This window comes from Pseudomonas sp. ANT_J12 (assembly GCF_008370045.1).
Taxonomy (GTDB): Bacteria; Pseudomonadota; Gammaproteobacteria; order Pseudomonadales; family Pseudomonadaceae; genus Aquipseudomonas.
Genome location: NZ_VOBN01000010.1, coordinates 124,531 through 144,503, shown reverse-complemented (window position 1 = coordinate 144,503; position 19,973 = coordinate 124,531). Strand labels below are relative to the sequence as shown.

Sequence of the window (19,973 nt, the reverse complement as noted above, 5' to 3'; positions counted from 1 at the left end):
CGCCAAAGGACAAAACTGAGCGTGTCGAAACAGTACACCCAACCCGCTGAGGAGTTAACGCTATGTTCCATAACTGGTCCGAACTGCTGCCCACCATCCAGAAAGCCTTTGGCGCCCTGGGCAAGAGCAACCCGAAAATGGTCAAGGCCTACATGGCCCTTGGCGAAGCGGCTGCGGAAAACGATGTGCTGGATGCCAAGACCCGCGAGCTGATCTCCATTGCCGTGGCGATCACTACCCGTTGTGATGGGTGTATCGCGGCGCATACGGATGCGGCGATCAAGGCTGGGGCGAGTCGCGAAGAAGTCGCCGCGACACTGGCGACGGCGATTTCGCTGAATGCCGGGGCGGCGTACATCTACTCGCTGCGCACGCTGGAGGCGTATGACTCACTGAAAAACTGAAACGCGATCCTGTGGCGAGGGGGCTTGCCCCCGTTGGAGTGCGAAGCACTCCCAAATCCATAAACCTCGGTGCGTCTGATGCAACGGGTTTAGGGGGTTGCTTCGCAACCCAACGGGGGCAAGCCCCCTCGCCACAACAAGCGCCCTCGCCCCAGAGGCTCACGCGCTCAAACCATCGCCGCAAAGTTCAGCCTGAACTGTTGCGGCGTCACGCCCAGTCGGCGGTTGAACACGCTGCGCATGTGCTGGGCGTCACGAAATCCGCACTGGTACGCCACCGTTTTCAGCGGCGATTGGGTGCTCTCCAACAGCACCCGCGCCGCATCCACCCGCGCCCGCTCGACGAATTCCGCCGGGGTCACTTTCGCTTCCTTGGCAAACACCCGTGAAAAATTGCGCGCGCTCATGTTGGCCGCATTCGCGAGATCGGCGAGGGTCAAGTCGCCGGTGAGGTTGGCGAGCACATAGAGCTGCACCAGCGCCACCGCCGAGGTCGGTTCGGCGTGGGGCGTGAGGAACGGACTGAACTGCGATTGCCCGCCAGAGCGCTGGGTGAACACCACCAAACGCTTGGCCACGCTGAGCGCCACTTCCGGGCCGTGATCGCGCGCCAGCAGATACAGCGACAGATCGATTCCCGCCGTGACCCCCGCCGAGGTGTAGAGCTCGCCGTCCTGCACGTACAACCGATCCGCGTCCACCTGGGCGGACGGACACAACGCCGCCAGCGCCACCGCATCGCCCCAATGCGTGGTGACGGTGCGCCCATCGAGCAACCCGGCCCGCGCCAGCATGAACGCGCCGTTGCAGATCGACCCAAACCGCTGCGCCCGCGCGCAGGCCTCGCGCAGCCAGGTGTCGAACGTCGCGCCGAAATTCAGGAACGGCAACTGCGGCCCGCCCGCCACCAACAGCAAGTCGTAAGCCTCCAGCGCTTCGCTGAAATGCCGGTGCGCGTTCAGGGACAAGCCGTTGGAACACGGCATCATCCCGCGTTCGACCCCGATCACCTCCAGCCGATAGTGATCCTCGGGCGCGAGGAACCGATTGGCCTCGGCGAACACATCCATGGGGCCGGTGACGTCCAGGGACTGCACACCGGAAAACACCACGATGGCGACGGATTTTTGCATGGTTCGAAACGCCTCTGACTTCAGACCTGTGGCAAACACAAAACCTGTGGCGAGGGGGCTTGCCCCCGTTGGGCTGCGAAGCGGCCCCATTTCAGGCTCACCGCGTGTGCCGGGATGGCGAGTGCTGCGCACTCCAACGGGGGCAAGCCCCCTCGCCACAATGGGTCATTCGCAACCAACCCTAGCGAAACACCGCCCAACAAGCGAGGTTGGCGCGATATGCATGCTCATTGGCCGGGATCGCAGCCATGGATCGATTGTCCGGTTTCGGGTGCGGGCACAGACTTTCCCCATCAGCGCCGCCACGGCGTTCCCCACGAGGAAAGCACCATGAGCAGCATCATTGCCGGTATCAAAATCCCCGACAGCACATTGGCCAGGGCCACCACCGAATACATCCGCGACGTCGAATCCGACTTGTTGTTCCACCACTCGCGCCGGGTATTCCTGTTCGGCGCCTTGAGCGGTGAACGCAAGCAACTGGCCTACAACCCGGAGTTGCTCTACGTCGGCGCGATGTTCCACGACCTGGGTCTGGTGGAAGGTCAGCGCAGCGATAACGAGCGGTTTGAAGTCGACAGTGCCAATGCGGCCAAGGCCTTCCTCAAGCCTTATGGGTTGAGCGAGGACGATATCGAACAGGTGTGGTTGTCGATTGCCCTGCACACCACGCCGGGCGTGCCGCAACACCTGCGGCCGAACGTGGCGCTGGTCACGGCGGGGGTTGAGATGGATGTGTTGGGTATCGATTACGCCGCGTTCCCGACGGCGCAGCGTGAGGCGGTGGTGCATGCCCACCCCCGTGGCGAAGGCTTCAAGGAATGCATCCTGTGTGCGTTCGCCAATGGCTTCAAACACAAGCCCGACACCACGTTCGGTACGGTGAACGCGGATGTGCTGGTGGACAGCGAGCCGGGGTTCAAGCCGATGAACTTTGTCGAGATCATCCGCAAATCCCCTTGGGCTGCCTGACCCCACACTGATCGTTCCCAGGTTCTGCGTGGGAATGCAGCCCGAGACGCATCGCGTCCCAAAGCGTGACGCGGAGCGTCACAAGAGGCATTCCCACGCGGAGCGTGGGAACGATCATCAGGCCACTTCCGGCGCCTGTTGCGCCCGGCGCACGTCCGGCTGCTTCCAGGAATCGGCAGCGCCTTCTTCGATCGCTTGCTGAATCGCCTTTTTGCGCGATTCTTCGGCGCGGCGGCTGAAGAACCACACCAGGAAAGTCACGATCGACACCGCCAGCAGAATCAGACTGGCCACCGCGTTGATTTCCGGCTTCACGCCCAGGCGCACCGCCGAGAACACTTCCATCGGCAGGGTCGTCGACCCCGGACCCGACACGAAGCTCGCCAACACCAGGTCATCCAGCGACAGCGCGAAGGACATCATCCCGCCCGCCGCCAGCGATGGCGCGATCATCGGAATGGTGATCAGGAAGAACACCTTCCACGGCCGCGCACCCAAGTCCATGGCGGCCTCTTCGATGGACAGATCCAGCTCACGCAAGCGCGCCGACACCACCACCGCCACATACGCCGCACAGAACGTGGTGTGGGCGATCCAGATGGTGACGATGCCGCGTTCCTGGGGCCAACCGATCATCTGCGCCATGGCCACGAACAGCAGCAACAGCGACAGACCGGTGATCACTTCCGGCATCACCAACGGCGCGGTGACCAGGCCACCGAACAGCGTGCGGCCCTTGAAGCGCGTGATCCGCGTCAGGACGAACGCCGCCAATGTGCCCAGCGCTACGGCCGCAATCGCGGTGTAGCAGGCGATTTCCAGCGAACGCACCACCGAGCCCATCAGTTGGGTGTTGTCGAGCAAACCGACGTACCACTTGATCGACCAGCCACCCCACACCGTTACCAGTTTCGAGGCGTTGAACGAGTAGATCACCAGGATCAGCATCGGTGCGTAGATGAACAGCAGACCCAACACCAGCATCAGGCTGGAGAAACGGAAGTTCTTCATTCTTTGCCCTCCATTTCCTTGGCCTGACTGCGGTTGAACAGGATGATCGGCACAATCAGGATCGCCAGCATCACCACCGCCAGGGCGGACGCCACCGGCCAGTCACGGTTGTTGAAGAACTCTTGCCACAGCACTTTACCGATCATCAGGGTTTCCGGACCGCCGAGCAGTTCCGGGATCACGAACTCGCCCACCACCGGAATGAACACCAGCATGCAGCCGGCGACGATGCCGTTTTTCGACAGAGGAATGGTGATCTTCCAGAAGCTGTTGAAGGTGCTCGAACCCAGGTCGGACGCGGCTTCCAGCAGGCTGTTGTCGTGCTTCACCAGGTTGGCGTAGAGCGGCAGGATCATGAACGGCAGATAGGAGTAAACAACACCAATATAGACCGCGAGGTTGGTGTTGAGGATCTGCAGCGGTTCGTTGATCCAGCCCATGGTCATCAGGAAACCGTTGAGCAGACCGTTGTTGCTGAGGATGCCCATCCACGCGTAAACGCGGATCAGGATTGCGGTCCAGGTCGGCATCATGATCAGCAGCACCAGCACCGTTTGCAGCTCTTTACGGGCGCTGGCAATGGCGTAGGCCATCGGGTAACCGATCAGCAGGCACAGCACGGTGCTGATCAGCGCCATCTTCAGCGAGCCGAGGTAGGCGGCGATGTACAACTCGTCGTCGCCGAGCATCGCGTAGTTGCCCAGGTTCAACAGCACCTGGAGCTTCTGGTCGATGAAGCTGTAGATCTCGGTGTACGGCGGGATAGCCACGTCGGCTTCGGCAAAGCTGATCTTCAAGACGATGAAGAACGGCAGCATGAAGAACATGAACAGCCAGATGAACGGAACCCCGATGACCAGTTGGCGGCCACCGGGAATTATTCGGTTGAGGCGGCGTTTGAATTTGCGCATGTTCATGAGCGAAGTACCACGCCGCTATCGTCTTCCCAGTACACGTAGACCTGATCGCCCCAGGTCGGACGCTGGCCACGGCGCTCGGCGTTGGCGACGAACGATTGCACCAGTTTGCCGCTCGGCAATTCGACGTAGAACACCGAGTGACCGCCGAGGTAGGCGATGTCATGCACCTTGCCGCTGGACCAGTTGTACTCGCAGGTCGGCATTTCGGCGGTGACCAGCAGTTTCTCCGGGCGGATCGCGTAGGTGACGGACTTGTCCTGCACCGAGGTGCTGATGCCGTGGCCGACGTAGATCTGCCGATCCAGGTCTTTGCAGGTGATGGTCGCGTGGCCTTCAGCGTCGTCGATCACTTCGCCTTCGAAGATGTTGACGTTGCCGATGAATTCGCAGACCAGGCGACTGGTCGGGGTTTCGTAGATGTCGATCGGGCTGCCGATCTGGGCGATCCAGCCCAGGTGCATGATCGCGATGCGCTCGGCCATGGTCATGGCCTCTTCCTGGTCGTGGGTCACCATCACGCAGGTTACGCCGACGCGCTCGATGATCTCGACCAGCTCCAGCTGCATTTGCGAACGCAGCTTTTTATCCAGTGCGCCCATCGGTTCGTCGAGCAGCAACAGCTTCGGCCGCTTGGCCAGCGAACGGGCCAGGGCCACACGCTGACGCTGGCCACCGGACAACTGATGCGGCTTGCGCTTGGCGTACTGCGTCATCTGAACCAGCTTGAGCATGTCCGCGACACGGGCATCGACTTCAGCGGCGGGGATCTTGTCTTGCTTAAGGCCGAAGGCAATGTTCTGCGCCACGGTCATGTGCGGGAACAAGGCGTAGGACTGGAACATCATGTTGATCGGTCGCTCGTACGGCGGCATCTCGGTGATGTCGACGCCGTCGAGGTAAATGCGCCCCTCCGTGGGCCGTTCAAACCCTGCGAGCATGCGCAGCAAGGTGGATTTGCCCGATCCCGAACCGCCGAGCAGGGCGAAGATCTCGCCTTTCTTGATTTCCAGGGACACGTCGTCCACGGCAATCGTCTCGTCGAACTTCTTCGTGACCCGGTCGATTTTGACCAACACCTGTTTAGGTGTCTGGTCGCCCTCGAGGGCTTTCTTATAGGCGCCGGAGGCAACTGCCATTTACGAAACTCCCAGAAAAAAAGAGTGCAGTTCGCCCGAGGTGGGCCAACTTTGGATAGTTTGAGCCTTGAAGCTATTTACCCGTCTTGACCGTGGTCCAGCTGCGGGTCATCAAACGTTGAATCTTGGGCGGCAGCTCGACCGACACGTAGGTCTTGTCGAGCACGGCCTGCGGTGGATACACCGATTCGTCCGTGCGGATGGATTGCTCCATCAATTTGTCCGAGCCAGGGTTGGGGTTGGCATAGCCGACCGAATCACTGACCTGGGCAATCACTTCAGGTTTGAGCAAATAGTTGATGAAGGCGTGGGCTTCCTTGACGTTGGACGAGTCCTTTGGAATCGCCAGCATGTCGAACCACAGCGCCCCACCCTCTTTCGGAATGGTGTAGGCCACCTTCACGCCCTTGCCCGCTTCGGCGGCCCTGGCCTTGGCCTGGAACATGTCGCCGGAGAAACCGATGGCGATGCAGATGTCGCCGTTGGCCAGGTCGGTGATGTATTTGGACGAGTGGAAGTAGGTCACGTACGGGCGCACCGCGAGCAGCTTGGCGGTGGCCTTTTTGTAATCGTCAGGGTTGGTGCTGTTGGCGTTGAGGCCCATGTAGTTGAGCACGGTGGGCATCATTTCATCGGCGGAATCGAGGAACGCCACGCCGCAGCTGTGCAGTTTCTTGATGTTCTCCGGCTCGAACAGCACGCTCCAGGAATCGATCTTGTCGACGCCCAGCACTTGCTTGATCTTGTCGACGTTGTAACCGATGCCGTTGGTGCCCCACAGGTACGGCACGGCGTACTGGTTGCCCGGATCGTTCTGTTCCAGGCGCTTGAGCAGCACCGGGTCGAGGTTGGCGTAATTGGTCAGCAACTTGCGGTCGAGCTTCTGGAACGCGCCCGCCTTGATCTGCTTGCCGAGGAAGTGGTTGGACGGCACGACCACGTCGTAGCCGGTGCGCCCGGCCAGCAACTTGCCTTCCAGGGTTTCGTTACTGTCGAACACGTCATACACCGGTTTGATCCCGGTTTCTTTCTGGAAGTCGGCCAGGGTGGTCGAGCCGATGTAATCCGACCAGTTATAAACATGCACCGTACCGGCGGCCTGGACACTGACGGCAAGCGTCAGCCCGGCGCCGACCAGCAGGGCATTGCGTAACAAAGAAAAAATAGGCACGTGGAGGTCCTCTAAAATTAGTTGGGCCCAAGTTGCCCAGCGTTACATGACAGCCATGGCTGCCTGGCAACAAAACCGGCGCGCAACTTACCCTCGATAAACCTTTCCAGCAAAACTTTCCGTCATTTAATTATTCCTGTTGCCGCCACCGCGCAGGCAGCGGCAACAGGATGTCGCCTCAAACCGGCTTATTTACCGGACTTGATCTTGGTCCAGCTGCGGGTCAGGTCACGCTGAGTAGCGGCCGGCAAATCGGCAATCGCGTACAACTTGGCCTGCACGTCGGCTGTCGGGTAGATGCCTGGGTCCGAGGTGATGTCCTTGCTCACGAACTGGGTCGCTTCGGCGTTACCGTTAGGGAAACGCACGGCGTTGGTGATGTCGGCCATCACTTTCGGCTGCAACAGGTAGTTCATGAACTTGTAGGCACCGTCGACGTTTTCCGCGTCTTTCGGAATAGCGACCATGTCGTAGAAGCTGCCCGCGCCTTCTTTCGGAATGGCGTAGCTGACTTTGACCTTGTCACCGGCTTCAGCAGCGCGGGACTTGGCTTGTTGCACGTCACCCGAGTAACCCACGGCTACGCAGATGTTGCCGTTGGCCAGGTCGGAGATGTACTTGGACGAGTGGAAGTAGGTGACCGAAGGACGAATCTTGAGGAACAGCTCTTCGGCTTTCTTGATGTCTTCTTTCTTCTGGCTGTCGGTTGGCAGGCCCAGGTAGTGCAGCGCGACCGGCAGCATTTCGGTCGGCGAATCGAGGAAGCTCACACCGCAGCCCTTGAGCTTGGCGATGTTTTCAGGCTTGAACAGGATGTCCCAGGAATCGATGGTGTCGACGCCCAACGCGGCTTTGACTTTCTCCGCGTTGTAACCGATGCCGATCGAGCCCCACATGTAAGGGAAGGCGTGTTTGTTGTCCGGGTCGCTGACGGAAACCGCTTTAAGCAGCGATTTGTTCAGGTTGCCGTAGTTGGACAGCTTGGACTTGTCCAGCTCCTGGTAAACCCCGGCCTTGATCTGCTTGGCGAGGAAGTTGTTCGACGGCACGACCACGTCGTAACCGGACTTGCCTGCCAGCAACTTGGCTTCCAGGGTTTCGTTGCTGTCGAAAACGTCGTACACCACCTTGATCCCGGACTCTTTCTCGAAGTTCGCGATGGTGTCCGGTGCAATGTAGTCGGACCAGTTATAGACGTGCAGTACCTTGTCATCGGCCTGTACTGCACCCGCCATCACGCCCATCAGGGACATGGCGAGGAGGGTCTTGCCAGCTATCTTCATACCTAATGCCTTCATGTGGGTAATGCTCCAATTTTTCTTTTTAACCACGCGCTCAGCGGCCTGTTACTGGGCATCCGAACAACCGGTAGTCTGGCAAGTTCCGAGGCAGGCTTTCAAGGAAAGACCCCTCCTTTATTTGCACTGGGCGAAGTGCCGACCGCACACCTCGCCCAGAGCCTAGCACTTAGCCCTGCAACGCACTCAGGGTCAGGTCCAGGCACTTGCGCGCCTTGGCCACCAACTCATCGATTTCCGCCTTGGTAATCACCAATGGCGGGGAGATGATCATGGTGTCGCCCACGGCACGCATGATCAGGCCGTTGTCGAAGCAGAAAGTGCGGCAAATCATGCCCACGCCCTTGCCTTCGTAACGTTTGCGAGTGGCCTTGTCCTGGACCAGTTCGATGGCCCCCAACAGACCGACGCCGCGCACTTCTCCCACCAACGGGTGATCGTTCAGTTCCCGTAGACGCTTTTGCAAATAGGGTGCCGTTTCGGCGTGGACGCGCTCGATAATTTTTTCTTCGCGCAGGATGCGGATGTTTTCCAACGCTACCGCTGCGGCTACCGGGTGCCCGGAGTAGGTGAAACCGTGGTTGAAATCGCCACCCTCGTTGAGCACCTTCACCACTTCGTCACGCACGATCAGGCCACCCATCGGGATGTAGCCGGAGGTCAGGCCCTTGGCGATGGTCATCATGTCGGGCTTCAGATCGTAGTAATCGCTACCGAACCACTCACCGGTACGACCGAAACCACAGATCACTTCGTCGGCCACGAACAGGATGTCGTACTTGGCGAGGATTTCCTTGATGCGCGGCCAGTAGCTGTCGGGCGGCACGATCACGCCACCGGCGCCCTGGATCGGCTCGGCAATAAAGGCACCGACGTTATCCACGCCCAGTTCCAGGATTTTCTCTTCCAGTTGATTGGCGGCCCAGATACCGAACTCGTCCGGGCTCATGTCGCCGCCTTCACCGAACCAGTACGGCTGGGCAATGTGGACGATGCCCGGGATCGGCAAGTCGCCCTGTTCGTGCATGTACGTCATGCCGCCCAGGCTCGCGCCGGCCACGGTGGAACCGTGATAACCGTTCTTGCGGCTGATGATGACTTTCTTGTTCGGCTGGCCCTTGATCGCCCAATAGTGGCGGACCATGCGCAGCATGGTGTCGTTGCCTTCGGAGCCGGAACCGGTGAAGAACACGTGGTTCATGCCTTCTGGCGCGATGTCGGAAATCGCCTTGGCCAGCTCCAGTACCGGCGGGTGAGCGGTCTGGAAGAACAGGTTGTAATAAGGCAGTTCGCGCATCTGCTTGGCAGCGGCGTCGGCCAGTTCATCGCGACCGTAACCGATCGCCACGCACCACAGGCCGGCCATGCCGTCGAGGATCTTGTTGCCTTCGCTGTCCCACAGATAAACACCCTTGGCGCTGGTGATGATGCGCGGGCCTTTCTCTTTGAGCTGCTTGAAATCGCTGAACGGCGCCAGGTGGTGCTCGCTGCTCAAGGCTTGCCATTCACGGGTTTGCGGGTTGTTGCTGGTCATGCGAATTCTCCTAGTTATCCAGTGAAGGGCGCGGAAACTTCCGTCCGCGCCCCGGCGTATCAGACGGCGAAGAGCAGGAATTCCCGCTCCCACGAACTGATCACGCGCTTGAAGTTTTCATGCTCGGCCCGCTTGACCGCGACGTAGCCAGTAATGAATTTCTTGCCCAGGTATTTCTCGATGGTCGCGCTGTGTTCCATGCGTTCCAGCGCGTCTTCGATGGTCAGTGGCAGGCGCAGGTTGCGGCGTTCATAGCCACGGCCCACCACCGGCGCACTCGGGTTCAAGCCTTCGACCATGCCGATGTAGCCGCAGAGCAGGCTCGCGGCAATCGCCAGGTACGGGTTGGCGTCGGCGCCCGGCAGGCGGTTTTCCACCCGACGGTTTTGCGGGCCGGCATCCGGCACGCGCAGGCCCACGGTGCGGTTCTCTTCGCCCCACTCCACGTTCACCGGTGCCGAGGTGTCCGGCAGGAAGCGGCGGAACGAGTTGACGTTCGGGGCGAACAGCGGCAGCAGCTCGGGGATCAGTTTCTGCAAACCACCGATGTGGTGCAGGAACAACTGGCTCATGGTTCCGTCTTCATTGGAGAAGACGTTCTTGCCGGTCTCGATATCGATGATGCTCTGGTGGATATGCATCGCGCTGCCGGGTTCGCCGGTCATGGGCTTGGCCATGAACGTCGCCGCGACGTCGTGCTTGAGCGCGGCTTCGCGCATGGTGCGCTTGAACACCAGGATCTGGTCGGCCAGGGACAGGGCATCGCCGTGACGGAAATTGATTTCCATCTGCGCCGTGCCGTCCTCGTGGATCAGTGTGTCGAGGTCCAGCTCCTGCAGTTCGCACCAGTCGTAGACGTCTTCAAACAGCGGGTCGAATTCGTTTGCCGCTTCAATCGAGAACGACTGGCGACCAGTTTCCGGGCGACCGGAACGGCCGATGGGCGGTTGCAGCGGGAAGTCCGGGTCTTCGCAGCGCTTGGTCAGGTAAAACTCCATTTCCGGCGCCACGATCGGCTGCCAGCCCTTGTCGGCATAGAGTTTCAGGACCTTCTTCAATACGTTGCGCGGCGACAGCTCGATCGGGTTGCCTTGCTTATCGTAGGTGTCGTGGATCACCTGAGCCGTGGGCTCGATAGACCAGGGCACCAGGTACACCGCGTTCTGGTCGGGGCGGCAGATCATGTCGATGTCGGCCGGGTCGAGCAGTTCGTAATAGATGTCGTCTTCGACATAGTCGCCGGTCACGGTCTGCAACAGAACGCTCTCGGGCAGGCGCATGCCTTTTTCGGCAATGAACTTGTTGGTCGGCGAAATCTTGCCCCGGGTGATCCCGGTCAAGTCGGCGATCATGCATTCGACTTCTGTGATCTTGTGGTCTTTCAACCAATCGGTGAGCTGGTCGAGGTTGTTACTCATAAATGCCTCTGGGCTGAGTTTCCTGACTCTGATAAGTCAGGCGTTGTTTGACGCATCGGCGTCGCGTGTTACAGATTGCCACTGCAAGGGCCGCGCACAAACACCCGCCGCGACCAGGGCGTGGGTGAGAGAGAGCGTAGCCGCACGTGCAGAATCATGAGCAGGGCCCGACGCATTGGCCGGGCCGCTGAAGTAAAACGGTTCTATATTGGGAGTACGGGCAGTAAAGAGAATGTCGTGCAGACCGTCCAGAATATCGGACGGGGCCAGCGAGGCCACCGGGGAAGGAAGAGTCGACGGCACGCCTTTGGCAACTTGGGCCTTGGCGTGAACGCAACGATCGCCACTGATGTGATAAGCATGCAGACCGTTCTGCCCAGAGCAGACGGCGACGCCGATTGACGGCAGGCGAGACATGAAGCACCCCGGTATTATTGCTGTTATGGGTTTGAATCGAGCTTAGCCTTGTTCATTTTTTTACACAACACCCCCGTAAAAAATACAACACGGCCCGCTCAAGCCTGCGGGCGCCAAAGCGTCCAAAGGCATAAAAACGCCCCAAACTGCCTCAAAAAAGCCGCGTGAGCGCTTTTTTAGGGCAAAAAAGGCCTCGCTTGACTTCGGCATGCCGTTCGGGTTGACTGAAACCCGAAGAGATCAATGATTGATATTTTTAACAACAAAGGTGTTGCATCATGTCGGTACCCCCGCGTGCCGTTCAGCTTAACGAAGCGAACGCGTTCCTTAAGGAACATCCTGAGGTTCTGTACGTTGACCTTCTGATTGCGGATATGAATGGTGTGGTGCGCGGCAAGCGCATTGAACGCACCAGCCTCCACAAGGTTTACGAGAAAGGCATCAACCTGCCGGCCTCTCTATTTGCTCTGGATATCAATGGCTCGACGGTGGAAAGCACCGGCCTGGGCCTGGACATCGGCGATGCTGACCGAATCTGCTATCCAATCCCCGACACCCTGTGCAATGAGCCTTGGCAAAAGCGCCCTACCGCGCAACTGCTGATGACCATGCACGAAATCGAAGGTGAACCTTTCTTCGCGGATCCCCGTGAAGTCTTGCGTCAAGTGGTGACCAAGTTCGATGACATGGGTCTGACGATCTGTGCCGCGTTCGAACTGGAGTTCTACCTGATCGACCAGGAGAACGTGAACGGCCGACCGCAACCGCCACGCTCGCCGATCTCCGGCAAACGCCCGCATTCGACACAGGTCTACCTGATCGACGACCTCGACGAATACGTCGACTGCCTCCAGGACATTCTGGAAGGTGCGAAGGAGCAAGGCATCCCGGCCGACGCCATCGTCAAGGAAAGTGCCCCGGCGCAGTTCGAAGTCAACCTGCATCACGTCAACGACCCGATCAAAGCCTGCGACTACGCGGTGTTGCTCAAGCGTCTGGTGAAGAACATCGCCTATGACCACGAGATGGACACCACCTTCATGGCCAAGCCGTATCCGGGCCAGGCAGGCAATGGTCTGCACGTACACATTTCGATTCTCGACAAAGAAGGCAACAACATCTTTGCCAGCGAGGATCCCGAGCAGAACGCCGCACTGCGTCACGCGATCGGCGGTGTGCTCGAGACCCTACCGGCGCAAATGGCTTTCCTGTGCCCGAACGTCAACTCGTACCGTCGTTTCGGCGCACAGTTCTACGTGCCGAACTCGCCGTGCTGGGGCCTGGACAACCGGACCGTGGCGATTCGCGTACCGACCGGCTCGTCCGATGCGGTGCGTATCGAGCACCGCGTGGCCGGCGCCGATGCCAACCCGTACCTGCTGATGGCTTCGGTCCTGGCAGGCGTGCATCACGGCCTGACCAACAAGATCGAGCCGGGCGCGCCCGTGGAAGGCAACTCCTACGAGCAGAACGAGCAAAGCCTGCCGAACAACCTGCGTGATGCACTGCGCGAGCTGGACGACAGCGAAGTCATGGCCAAGTACATCGATCCGAAGTACATCGATATCTTCGTGGCCTGCAAGGAAAGTGAGCTGGAGGAATTCGAACACTCCATCTCCGACCTTGAGTACAACTGGTACCTGCATACCGTTTAAGCGGTTGCCGTGAAAAAAGAACGCCGTCGGCTGATGAAGCTGACGGCGTTTTTTTATGGCCTGCATAAAACCCTGTGGCGAGGGGGCTTGCCCCCGTTGGGCGGCGTAGCAGCCCCAAATTAAACCAGACACACCGCATGAGCCGGATTTGGGAGTGCTGCGCACTCCAACGGGGGCAAGCCCCCTCGCCACAGGGTATGGCTCTATCCCATCCTCTGCGTACAATGCCCGCTGCCCCGCAGGAGACTCCAATGACGCGCCCCGCCCCTATCCGCAAACCCCGCGCACGCAGCCAGGCGCGGATCGATTCGATCCTCGATGCCGCCCGCACGCTGCTCGCCGCCGAGGGCGTGGCCAGCCTGTCGATCTACAGCGTCGCCGAGCGCGCGGAGATTCCGCCCTCCTCCGTCTACCACTTCTTCGCCAGCGTTCCGGCCCTGCTCGAAGCCCTGACCGCCGACGTCCACGCCGCGTTCCGCGCCTGCCTGCTAGAACCGATCGACCACGCAGCCCTCAGCGGCTGGCGTGACCTGTCGCGGCTGGTGGAACAGCGCATGCTCGACATCTACGGCGAAGACGCCGCCGCCCGCCAGTTGATCCTCGCCCAACACGGCCTGACCGAAGTCACCCAGGCCGACCGTCAGCACGACATCGAACTGGGCGACTTGATGCACAAGCTGTTCGATCATCACTTCGAGCTGCCGAGGCTGCCCAAGGATGTCGATGTGTTTGCGTTGGCCATGGAGCTGGGGGATCGGGTGTATGCACGTTCGGTGCAGCAGCACGGGCAGATCACACCGCGAATGGCCGAGGAAGGGATGCGGGTGTTCGATGCGTATCTGGGGCTTTACCTGCCGCCGTACCTGCCCAAGCGCATCCTCTGATCGTTCCCACGCACCACGGGGGAATGCCTCCAGAGACGCTCTGCGTTCCAATGGGACGCGGAGCATCCCGGGCTGCATTCCCACGCAGAGCGTGGGAACGATCGGGGCCTACCTTTCGGCATTGTTTACAACTTGGCGATCGACACTTCAGTGGATTTCACGAAGGCAATCACTTCGCTGCCGACCACCAGTTCCAGCTCTTTCACCGAACGGGTAGTGATGACGGAAGTAACGATGCCCGACGCGGTCTGAACGTCGATTTCCGACAGCACGTCACCCAGCACGATTTCCTTGATCGAGCCCTTGAACTGGTTACGAACGTTGATGGCTTTGATAGTCATGCGATTTCTCCTCGAGTCGAAATGAGCCGCAAGCTCCAAGCTACAAGCCGCAAGAAGAAGCAGAACGCTTTTACTTACCGCTTGCAGCTTGCAACTTACCGCTGCTTCTATTGCGCCCAACGCAGTTGCGTAGGCAAGGGTGAAACGGGTTCCGGTTCCGGCGGCTCGCCCGGCAGGGACAGCACGCGGTTGAGGACTTCGGTTTCCAGCGCCGCCAGCCGATGGGAGCCGCGCACCCGAGGGCGCGGCAGTTCCACGTGCAGGTCGAGGCCGACTTCGCCGTCTTCGATCAGGATCACCCGATCGGCAATCGCCACCGCTTCACTGACGTCGTGGGTCACCAGCAACACAGTGAAGCCGTGCTTTTGCCAGAGCCGTTCGATCAGCTGCTGCATTTCAATTCGGGTCAGGGCATCCAGGGCGCCCAAAGGCTCATCCAGCAGCAGCAAGCGCGGTTGATGGATCAGCGCGCGGGCCAGGGCCACACGTTGCTTCTGCCCACCGGACAGCGCGGCTGGCCACTCATTGGCGCGATCCGCCAGGCCCACCGACTCCAGCGCTTCCAACGCTTGAGGGCGCCAGTTGCCCTTAAGCCCCAGGCCGACGTTGTCGATGACCTTCTTCCACGGCAGCAAACGCGCTTCCTGGAACATCAATCGCGTGTCTTCCCGGGCATCGCTCAGTGGCGCCGAACCGGCCAGCAGCTCGCCGCCCGTAGGCTTGTCGAGACCGGCGAGCAAGCGCAGCAGGGTACTTTTGCCACAGCCGCTGCGACCGACCACCGCCACGAATTGCCCGGCCGGAATATGCAGGTCGACCTCGCGCAGCACTTGCCGCGAACCAAAGGTCTTTTGCAACTTGCGCACGGCCAGCGGAATCCCGCGCAGCAGGCGTGGAGGTTGTTGAGCGGTCATGCGGCACCTCCTTTGGCAACCTGATACGCCGGATGCCAGCGCAACCAAACGCGCTCAAGTCCACGGGCCGCGAGATCAGCCAGTTTGCCGAGCACCGCGTAAAGCAGAATCGCCAGCACCACCACGTCGGTCTGCAAAAACTCCCGGGCATTCATCGCCAGGTAGCCAATGCCGGAACTGGCGGAAATGGTTTCGGCCACGATCAGCGTCAGCCACATGAACCCCAGAGCGAAACGCACACCGACCAGAATCGAAGGCAACGCCCCCGGCAAAATCACCTGACGGAACAGGCTGAAACCGGACAAGCCATAACTGCGCGCCATCTCTACCAGCGCCGGATCGACGTTGCGGATGCCGTGATACGTGTTGAGGTAGATCGGGAACAACGTGCCCAGGGCCACGAGGAAAATCTTCGCCGACTCATCGATGCCGAACCACAGGATCACCAGCGGAATCAGCGCCAGGTGCGGCACGTTGCGGATCATCTGCACCGAACTGTCGAGCAGGCGTTCGCCCCACTTCGACAGACCGGTGATGAAACCCAAGGCCAGACCAATGCCGCCGCCAATGGTGAAACCGAGTGCCGCACGCCAGCCGCTGATGGCCAGGTGGGTCCAGATTTCACCGCTGCGCACCAGACTCACGCCCGCCTCGATCACCGCGATGGGCGCCGGCAGGATCCGCGTCGACAACCAGCCCGCCGACACCGACAACTGCCACACCGCCAACAGCAACACCGGCAACGCCCAGGGCGCGAGGTTGTGGATAATTCTTTTCATGGCGGCGCCTCAGCTCTGGGACGCGGCTTTGGGAAGAATGTCGTTGGCCACCATTTCGCCGAACGGGCTTACGAAGTTGGCACCTTGGGGTTGTTCCGGACGCTGCACGTCGATGTGCGGGAACAGCAATTCGGCCACGCGGTAAGCCTCTTCCAGGTGTGGATAACCGGAGAAGATGAACGTATCGATGCCCAGGTCCGCGTATTCCTTCATCCGCGCAGCCACGGTCGGACCGTCGCCTACCAGCGCCGTCCCGGCACCGCCGCGCACCAGGCCGACGCCGGCCCACAGGTTAGGGCTGACTTCCAGGTTGTCGCGGCTGCCGCCATGCAGCGCGGCCATGCGTTGCTGGCCGACCGAATCGAAACGCGACAGGGACGCTTGCGCCCGAGCGATGGTTTCGTCGTCCACATGGGAGATCAGCCGATCCGCCGCCGCCCACGCTTCCTCGTTGGTTTCCCGCACGATCACATGCAAACGAATACCGAAGCGCACGGTACGCCCGAGCTTCGCCGCTTTGGCGCGCACTTGTTCAATCTTCTCGGCCACGGCCGCTGGAGGTTCGCCCCAGGTCAGGACCATCTCCACTTGCTCGGCTGCCAAGTCTTGAGCTGCTTCCGAAGAACCGCCGAAGTACAGCGGCGGACGCGGTTGCTGGATCGGCGGATAGAGCAACTTCGCGCCCTTCACGCTGATGTGCTGACCGTCGTAATCCACGGTTTCGCCTTCCAGCACCCGGCGCCAGATGCGGGTGAATTCCACCGAGGCCTGATAACGCTCTTCGTGGCTGAGGAACAAACCGTCGCCGGCCAATTCATCTGGATCGCCACCGGTCACCAGGTTGAACAGCGCACGACCGCCGGACAGTCGATCCAGAGTCGCCGCCTGCCGCGCCGCCACCGTCGGGGAAATGATCCCGGGGCGCAGGGCGACAAGGAATTTCAGACGCTGGGTCACCGGGATCAGCGACGCGGCCACCAGCCACGAGTCTTCACAGGAGCGGCCGGTCGGGATCAACACCCCGCCGAAGCCCAGGCGATCCGCTGCCTGGGCGATCTGCTGCAAATAACCGTGGTCAACGGCGCGAGCGCCTTCGGCGGTGCCAAGGTAATGGCCGTCGCCGTGGGTAGGCAGGAACCAGAAAATATTGAGGCTCATGGAGTGGTCTCCTTAGGAATTCGAATTACTGCGCTTTGGCAACGGCTGCCGGTGGCGTCCAGATCACGTCTTTAATGCTGAGCGGCTTGGGAATCAGCTTGAGCTGGTAGAAGCTGTCGGCGATTTTCTGTTGCGCGGCGACCACTTCCGGGGTCAGAAACAGCGCGCCGTAGCCCTGGCGTTTTACCGAGGTCAGGGTGATCTCCGGCGACAGGCCGAGCAGTGGCGAAACTTGTTTGGTCACGTCTTCCGGGTTGGCTTTGGACCATTCCCCAACGGCGCGCACTTCTTCGACGAGGGTCTTGATCACCTCGGGGTTTTTCTGTGCGTAAGGCTTGGTCGCCAGGTAGAACTGATGGTTGTCGACGATGCCTTGGCCATCACGCAGGGTGCGTGCTTGCAGTTGCTGTTCGGCGGCCGCCTGGTACGGGTCCCAGATCACCCAGGCATCGACGCTGCCGCGTTCGAACGCAGCGCGGGCATCGGCGGGTGGCAGGAATACGGTCTGGATATCGGTGTACTTGAGGCCGGCGTCTTCGAGGGCGCGGACCAGCAGGTAATGAACGTTGGAGCCCTTGTTCAGGACGACTTTCTTGCCCTTGAGGTCGGCAACGGATTTGATCGTCGAGTCCTTCGGCACCAGGATCGCTTCGCTGTGAGGTGCTGGCGGTTCGTAGGCGACGTAGAGCAAATCGGCACCGGCGGCTTGAGCGAAGACGGGCGGGGTTTCGCCGGTGACACCGAAGTCAATCGAGCCGACGTTCAGGCCTTCCAGCAGTTGCGGGCCACCGGGGAATTCAGTCCATTGCACGTCCACGCCTTGGGCGGCGAGGCGTTTTTCCAGGGTGCCTTTGGCCTTGAGCAGCACCAGGGTGCCGTACTTCTGATAACCGATTCGCAATGTCTCGGCTTGTGCTTGGGAAATAACGCCGAAGGACACAGCCGCCACAAACAGGGCGACCAGACCACGACGCAAAATGACAGTGCGCATAGCGCTCTCCTATTTGCTGTTGGGTGTTGGCTGCACCTGCTTGGCCGTTGGCGGCTGAGTAAGGTGAGTGGATCAAATTCGGGGTAAGGCTCAAATGCTCCAGCGAGCACTCAATAAACGTTCGTTCAAGAGGTTCGGGTCGATCGGCTTGGGCCGTCGCGCCATGGCGCTGAAAAACAGCTCCAGGGATTCAGTCAATCGTTGCTCCAGCTCCGGCGCCAATTGCGCCTGGGCACTGCCTTCGCCGTAAGCGATCTGGCTGTCCACGGCGAAAATCCCGTGGAGCATTTCCTGGGCCTTGAGTGCCGACAGCACTGGTTTGAGCGCGTAATCCACCGCCAGCATGTGGGCGATGCTGCCGCCGGTCGCCATTGGCAACACCACTTTGTGCGCCAGGGCGCGCTCGGGCAGCAAGTCGAGTACGGTTTTCAAGGCACCGGAGAACGACGCCTTGTACACCGGCGTCGCGATCAGCAGGCCGTCGGCGTTTTCAATCTGTTGCAACAGGTCGATTACCTTCGGGCTGTCGAAGCGTGCGTGCAGCAAGTCTTCGGCCGGGAAGTCCCGTACCTGATAACTCACCACTTCCACCCCTTGTTCCTGCAACCAGCGTTGCGAACGCTCCAGCAACACCCCGGAACGAGAGCGTTGGCTGGGGCTGCCACCGAGTGAGACGACCAGCATTCAGGTGATTCCTTGAGCGGTGTGGCGATTCGCAGTGTGCGATCTCGCTTTGATGGAAGTGACCTTAACAGGTGATTTATATATCCATAAATCATATTTATTCATTTGGTTATTCTTTAAAGAACTATGCGATACGCCTTTCTCCAGACAAAAAAACAGGCCGTAAAAACGGCCTGAAAAATCCCCTGCTTTGTGAATACACATACCCCCTGTAGGAGCGAGGCTTGCCCGCGAAGAGGCCATCACGGCTTGCATCAATGGCGGCCTTGATGACGCCTTCGCGGGCAAGCCTCGCTCCTACAGGGGTTGCTGATCGTTCCCACGCAGAGCGTAGGAACGATCATTAACGATTCGGCTGCGGCGTCAGGCGCAGGTACGGTTTCACCGCGCGATAGCCCTTGGGAAAGCGTTTCTTGATTTCGTCTTCGTCCTTGAGCGACGGCACGATCACCACTTCATCACCGTCCTGCCAGTTGGCCGGGGTGGCCACCTTGTAGTTGTCGGTGAGTTGCAGCGAGTCGATCACCCGCAGGATTTCATGGAAGTTACGGCCGGTGCTCGCCGGGTAGGTGATGGTTAGCCTAACCTTCTTGTTCGGGTCGATCACGAACAGCGAGCGTACGGTCAGAGTGTCGTTGGCGTTCGGGTGAATCAGGTCGTACAGGTCCGAGACCTTGCGATCAGCGTCGGCGAGGATCGGGAAGTTGACGATCGTGTTCTGGGTTTCGTTGATGTCCTCGATCCACTTGTGGTGCGAGTCCACCGGGTCCACCGACAGGGCGATGGCTTTGACGCCACGTTTGGAGAATTCATCCTTGAGCTTGGCGGTAAAGCCCAGTTCGGTGGTGCACACCGGGGTGAAGTCCGCCGGGTGGGAAAACAGCACGCCCCAGCTATCGCCCAGCCATTCGTGGAAACGGATGGTGCCGGCGCTGGAATCCTGTTCGAAATCGGGGGCGATATCGCCAAGTCTGAGGCTCATGGTGCTGCTCCTGGTGAGTGCTTGTTGAGCTCAACTGTGCCTGCATTCCGATTGAATTAAAAAGAATAAATATCGATTTATTTAGATCATAAGTGAATATTAAACATCTGTTCACTGGACCTCGCCCGCCATCGCGGCCAACATCGCCCTCAAGGTTCGAGAAGGCCTTGA

At 60.0% G+C, this 19,973-nt stretch carries 20 protein-coding genes and 1 pseudogene; 4 read left to right on the top strand and 17 right to left on the bottom strand.

The genetic code is table 11. The features are described 5' to 3' along the window. Positions 1–62: 62 nt before the first annotated feature. Positions 63–404, top strand: a complete 342-nt coding sequence (locus FQ192_RS21085; protein WP_149660267.1) for a carboxymuconolactone decarboxylase family protein — start codon at positions 63–65, stop codon at positions 402–404. 167 nt (positions 405–571) lie between these two features. On the opposite strand, the gene FQ192_RS21080 is transcribed toward FQ192_RS21085, so the two are convergent. Next, positions 572–1,537, bottom strand: a complete 966-nt coding sequence (locus FQ192_RS21080; protein ID WP_149660266.1) for a GlxA family transcriptional regulator — start codon at positions 1,535–1,537, stop codon at positions 572–574. 330 nt (positions 1,538–1,867) lie between these two features. On the opposite strand from FQ192_RS21080, the gene FQ192_RS21070 reads away from it, so the two are divergent. After that, complete coding sequence (locus tag FQ192_RS21070) at positions 1,868–2,509, top strand: HD domain-containing protein (RefSeq protein WP_149660264.1); 642 nt, start codon at positions 1,868–1,870, stop codon at positions 2,507–2,509. Positions 2,510–2,626: 117 nt separating this feature from the next. Here the strand turns inward: FQ192_RS21070 and FQ192_RS21065 are convergent, their stop codons facing one another. From FQ192_RS21065 to FQ192_RS21030, 8 genes and pseudogenes are all read right to left on the bottom strand, one after another. Next, a complete protein-coding gene (locus FQ192_RS21065) occupies positions 2,627–3,520 on the bottom strand; it encodes an ABC transporter permease subunit (protein WP_149660263.1) in 894 nt (297 codons plus the stop codon). Then, positions 3,517–4,437, bottom strand: coding sequence for an ABC transporter permease subunit (locus FQ192_RS21060; RefSeq protein WP_149660262.1), 921 nt, complete (start codon positions 4,435–4,437; stop codon positions 3,517–3,519). Before FQ192_RS21060 ends, FQ192_RS21065 begins: the two co-directional genes overlap by 4 nt. Next, positions 4,434–5,576 (bottom strand): ABC transporter ATP-binding protein, encoded by a 1,143-nt coding sequence (locus FQ192_RS21055; protein ID WP_149660261.1) that lies wholly within the window; start codon positions 5,574–5,576, stop codon positions 4,434–4,436. The genes FQ192_RS21060 and FQ192_RS21055 overlap by 4 nt, the downstream gene beginning before the upstream one ends. Before the next feature lie 73 nt (positions 5,577–5,649). Next, a complete protein-coding gene (locus FQ192_RS21050) occupies positions 5,650–6,747 on the bottom strand; it encodes a polyamine ABC transporter substrate-binding protein (protein WP_149660260.1) in 1,098 nt (365 codons plus the stop codon). A gap of 188 nt (positions 6,748–6,935) precedes the next feature. Beyond that, positions 6,936–8,045: a polyamine ABC transporter substrate-binding protein gene (locus tag FQ192_RS21045; RefSeq protein ID WP_149660259.1), complete on the bottom strand. Its 1,110-nt coding sequence runs from the start codon at positions 8,043–8,045 to the stop codon at positions 6,936–6,938. A 169-nt stretch (positions 8,046–8,214) separates the two neighbouring features. Further along, positions 8,215–9,579 carry an aspartate aminotransferase family protein gene (locus FQ192_RS21040; protein WP_149660258.1) on the bottom strand — a complete coding sequence of 455 codons (1,365 nt, stop codon included), beginning with the start codon at positions 9,577–9,579 and terminating at the stop codon, positions 8,215–8,217. A 59-nt stretch (positions 9,580–9,638) separates the two neighbouring features. Further along, positions 9,639–10,997, bottom strand: coding sequence for a glutamine synthetase family protein (locus FQ192_RS21035; protein ID WP_149660257.1), 1,359 nt, complete (start codon positions 10,995–10,997; stop codon positions 9,639–9,641). Positions 10,998–11,096: 99 nt separating this feature from the next. Next, a pseudogene (locus tag FQ192_RS21030) lies at positions 11,097–11,414 on the bottom strand (gamma-glutamyl-gamma-aminobutyrate hydrolase family protein); the annotation flags it as partial. A gap of 278 nt (positions 11,415–11,692) precedes the next feature. On the opposite strand from FQ192_RS21030, the gene FQ192_RS21025 reads away from it, so the two are divergent. Together FQ192_RS21025 and FQ192_RS21020 are read left to right on the top strand one after the other, a co-directional pair. Further along, positions 11,693–13,069, top strand: a complete 1,377-nt coding sequence (locus FQ192_RS21025; protein WP_149660255.1) for a glutamine synthetase family protein — start codon at positions 11,693–11,695, stop codon at positions 13,067–13,069. A 251-nt stretch (positions 13,070–13,320) separates the two neighbouring features. Then, positions 13,321–13,953 (top strand): TetR/AcrR family transcriptional regulator, encoded by a 633-nt coding sequence (locus FQ192_RS21020; RefSeq protein ID WP_149660254.1) that lies wholly within the window; start codon positions 13,321–13,323, stop codon positions 13,951–13,953. Positions 13,954–14,078: 125 nt separating this feature from the next. Here FQ192_RS21020 and FQ192_RS21015 read toward each other — a convergent pair whose 3' ends face one another. The 8 genes from FQ192_RS21015 to FQ192_RS20980 form a co-directional block, all read right to left on the bottom strand. Continuing rightward, a complete protein-coding gene (locus FQ192_RS21015) occupies positions 14,079–14,294 on the bottom strand; it encodes a molybdopterin-binding protein (RefSeq protein ID WP_003229256.1) in 216 nt (71 codons plus the stop codon). Positions 14,295–14,401: 107 nt separating this feature from the next. Further along, positions 14,402–15,208: an aliphatic sulfonates ABC transporter ATP-binding protein gene (gene ssuB, locus FQ192_RS21010; protein ID WP_123509755.1), complete on the bottom strand. Its 807-nt coding sequence runs from the start codon at positions 15,206–15,208 to the stop codon at positions 14,402–14,404. Beyond that, positions 15,205–15,987, bottom strand: a complete 783-nt coding sequence (ssuC, locus tag FQ192_RS21005; RefSeq protein ID WP_133835504.1) for an aliphatic sulfonate ABC transporter permease SsuC — start codon at positions 15,985–15,987, stop codon at positions 15,205–15,207. The genes ssuB and ssuC overlap by 4 nt, the downstream gene beginning before the upstream one ends. 9 nt (positions 15,988–15,996) lie before the next feature. Then, positions 15,997–17,145: an FMNH2-dependent alkanesulfonate monooxygenase gene (gene ssuD / locus FQ192_RS21000; RefSeq protein ID WP_149660253.1), complete on the bottom strand. Its 1,149-nt coding sequence runs from the start codon at positions 17,143–17,145 to the stop codon at positions 15,997–15,999. 25 nt (positions 17,146–17,170) lie between these two features. Then, positions 17,171–18,136, bottom strand: a complete 966-nt coding sequence (locus FQ192_RS20995; RefSeq protein WP_149660252.1) for a sulfonate ABC transporter substrate-binding protein — start codon at positions 18,134–18,136, stop codon at positions 17,171–17,173. Positions 18,137–18,226: 90 nt separating this feature from the next. Then, positions 18,227–18,820, bottom strand: coding sequence for an NADPH-dependent FMN reductase (gene ssuE, locus FQ192_RS20990; protein ID WP_149660251.1), 594 nt, complete (start codon positions 18,818–18,820; stop codon positions 18,227–18,229). Then, positions 18,821–19,075, bottom strand: coding sequence for a hypothetical protein (locus FQ192_RS20985; protein WP_149660250.1), 255 nt, complete (start codon positions 19,073–19,075; stop codon positions 18,821–18,823). 88 nt (positions 19,076–19,163) lie between these two features. Next, the gene (locus FQ192_RS20980) at positions 19,164–19,802 is read right to left on the bottom strand and encodes a peroxiredoxin (RefSeq protein WP_149660249.1); all 639 of its coding nucleotides are present in this window, start codon (positions 19,800–19,802) and stop codon (positions 19,164–19,166) included. Between the last annotated feature and the right edge of the window lie 171 nt (positions 19,803–19,973).

Excerpts from the sequence above, each read along its gene's own strand:
- FQ192_RS21065 (WP_149660263.1), bottom strand. The coding sequence starts at position 3,520 with ATGAAGAACTTCCGTTTCTCCAGCCTGATGCTGGTGTTGGGTCTGCTG.
- FQ192_RS20995 (WP_149660252.1), bottom strand. The coding sequence starts at position 18,136 with ATGCGCACTGTCATTTTGCGTCGTGGTCTGGTCGCCCTGTTTGTGGCG.
- FQ192_RS21040 (WP_149660258.1), bottom strand. The coding sequence starts at position 9,579 with ATGACCAGCAACAACCCGCAAACCCGTGAATGGCAAGCCTTGAGCAGC.
- FQ192_RS21055 (WP_149660261.1), bottom strand. The coding sequence starts at position 5,576 with ATGGCAGTTGCCTCCGGCGCCTATAAGAAAGCCCTCGAGGGCGACCAG.
- ssuB (WP_123509755.1), bottom strand. The coding sequence starts at position 15,208 with ATGACCGCTCAACAACCTCCACGCCTGCTGCGCGGGATTCCGCTGGCC.
- FQ192_RS21020 (WP_149660254.1), top strand. The coding sequence starts at position 13,321 with ATGACGCGCCCCGCCCCTATCCGCAAACCCCGCGCACGCAGCCAGGCG.
- FQ192_RS20985 (WP_149660250.1), bottom strand. The coding sequence starts at position 19,075 with ATGCAAGCCGTGATGGCCTCTTCGCGGGCAAGCCTCGCTCCTACAGGG.
- ssuD (WP_149660253.1), bottom strand. The coding sequence starts at position 17,145 with ATGAGCCTCAATATTTTCTGGTTCCTGCCTACCCACGGCGACGGCCAT.
- ssuE (WP_149660251.1), bottom strand. The coding sequence starts at position 18,820 with ATGCTGGTCGTCTCACTCGGTGGCAGCCCCAGCCAACGCTCTCGTTCC.
- FQ192_RS21015 (WP_003229256.1), bottom strand. The coding sequence starts at position 14,294 with ATGACTATCAAAGCCATCAACGTTCGTAACCAGTTCAAGGGCTCGATC.
- FQ192_RS21035 (WP_149660257.1), bottom strand. The coding sequence starts at position 10,997 with ATGAGTAACAACCTCGACCAGCTCACCGATTGGTTGAAAGACCACAAG.
- FQ192_RS21045 (WP_149660259.1), bottom strand. The coding sequence starts at position 8,045 with ATGAAGGCATTAGGTATGAAGATAGCTGGCAAGACCCTCCTCGCCATG.
- FQ192_RS21070 (WP_149660264.1), top strand. The coding sequence starts at position 1,868 with ATGAGCAGCATCATTGCCGGTATCAAAATCCCCGACAGCACATTGGCC.
- ssuC (WP_133835504.1), bottom strand. The coding sequence starts at position 15,987 with ATGAAAAGAATTATCCACAACCTCGCGCCCTGGGCGTTGCCGGTGTTG.
- FQ192_RS21060 (WP_149660262.1), bottom strand. The coding sequence starts at position 4,437 with ATGAACATGCGCAAATTCAAACGCCGCCTCAACCGAATAATTCCCGGT.
- FQ192_RS21080 (WP_149660266.1), bottom strand. The coding sequence starts at position 1,537 with ATGCAAAAATCCGTCGCCATCGTGGTGTTTTCCGGTGTGCAGTCCCTG.
- FQ192_RS20980 (WP_149660249.1), bottom strand. The coding sequence starts at position 19,802 with ATGAGCCTCAGACTTGGCGATATCGCCCCCGATTTCGAACAGGATTCC.
- FQ192_RS21085 (WP_149660267.1), top strand. The coding sequence starts at position 63 with ATGTTCCATAACTGGTCCGAACTGCTGCCCACCATCCAGAAAGCCTTT.
- FQ192_RS21025 (WP_149660255.1), top strand. The coding sequence starts at position 11,693 with ATGTCGGTACCCCCGCGTGCCGTTCAGCTTAACGAAGCGAACGCGTTC.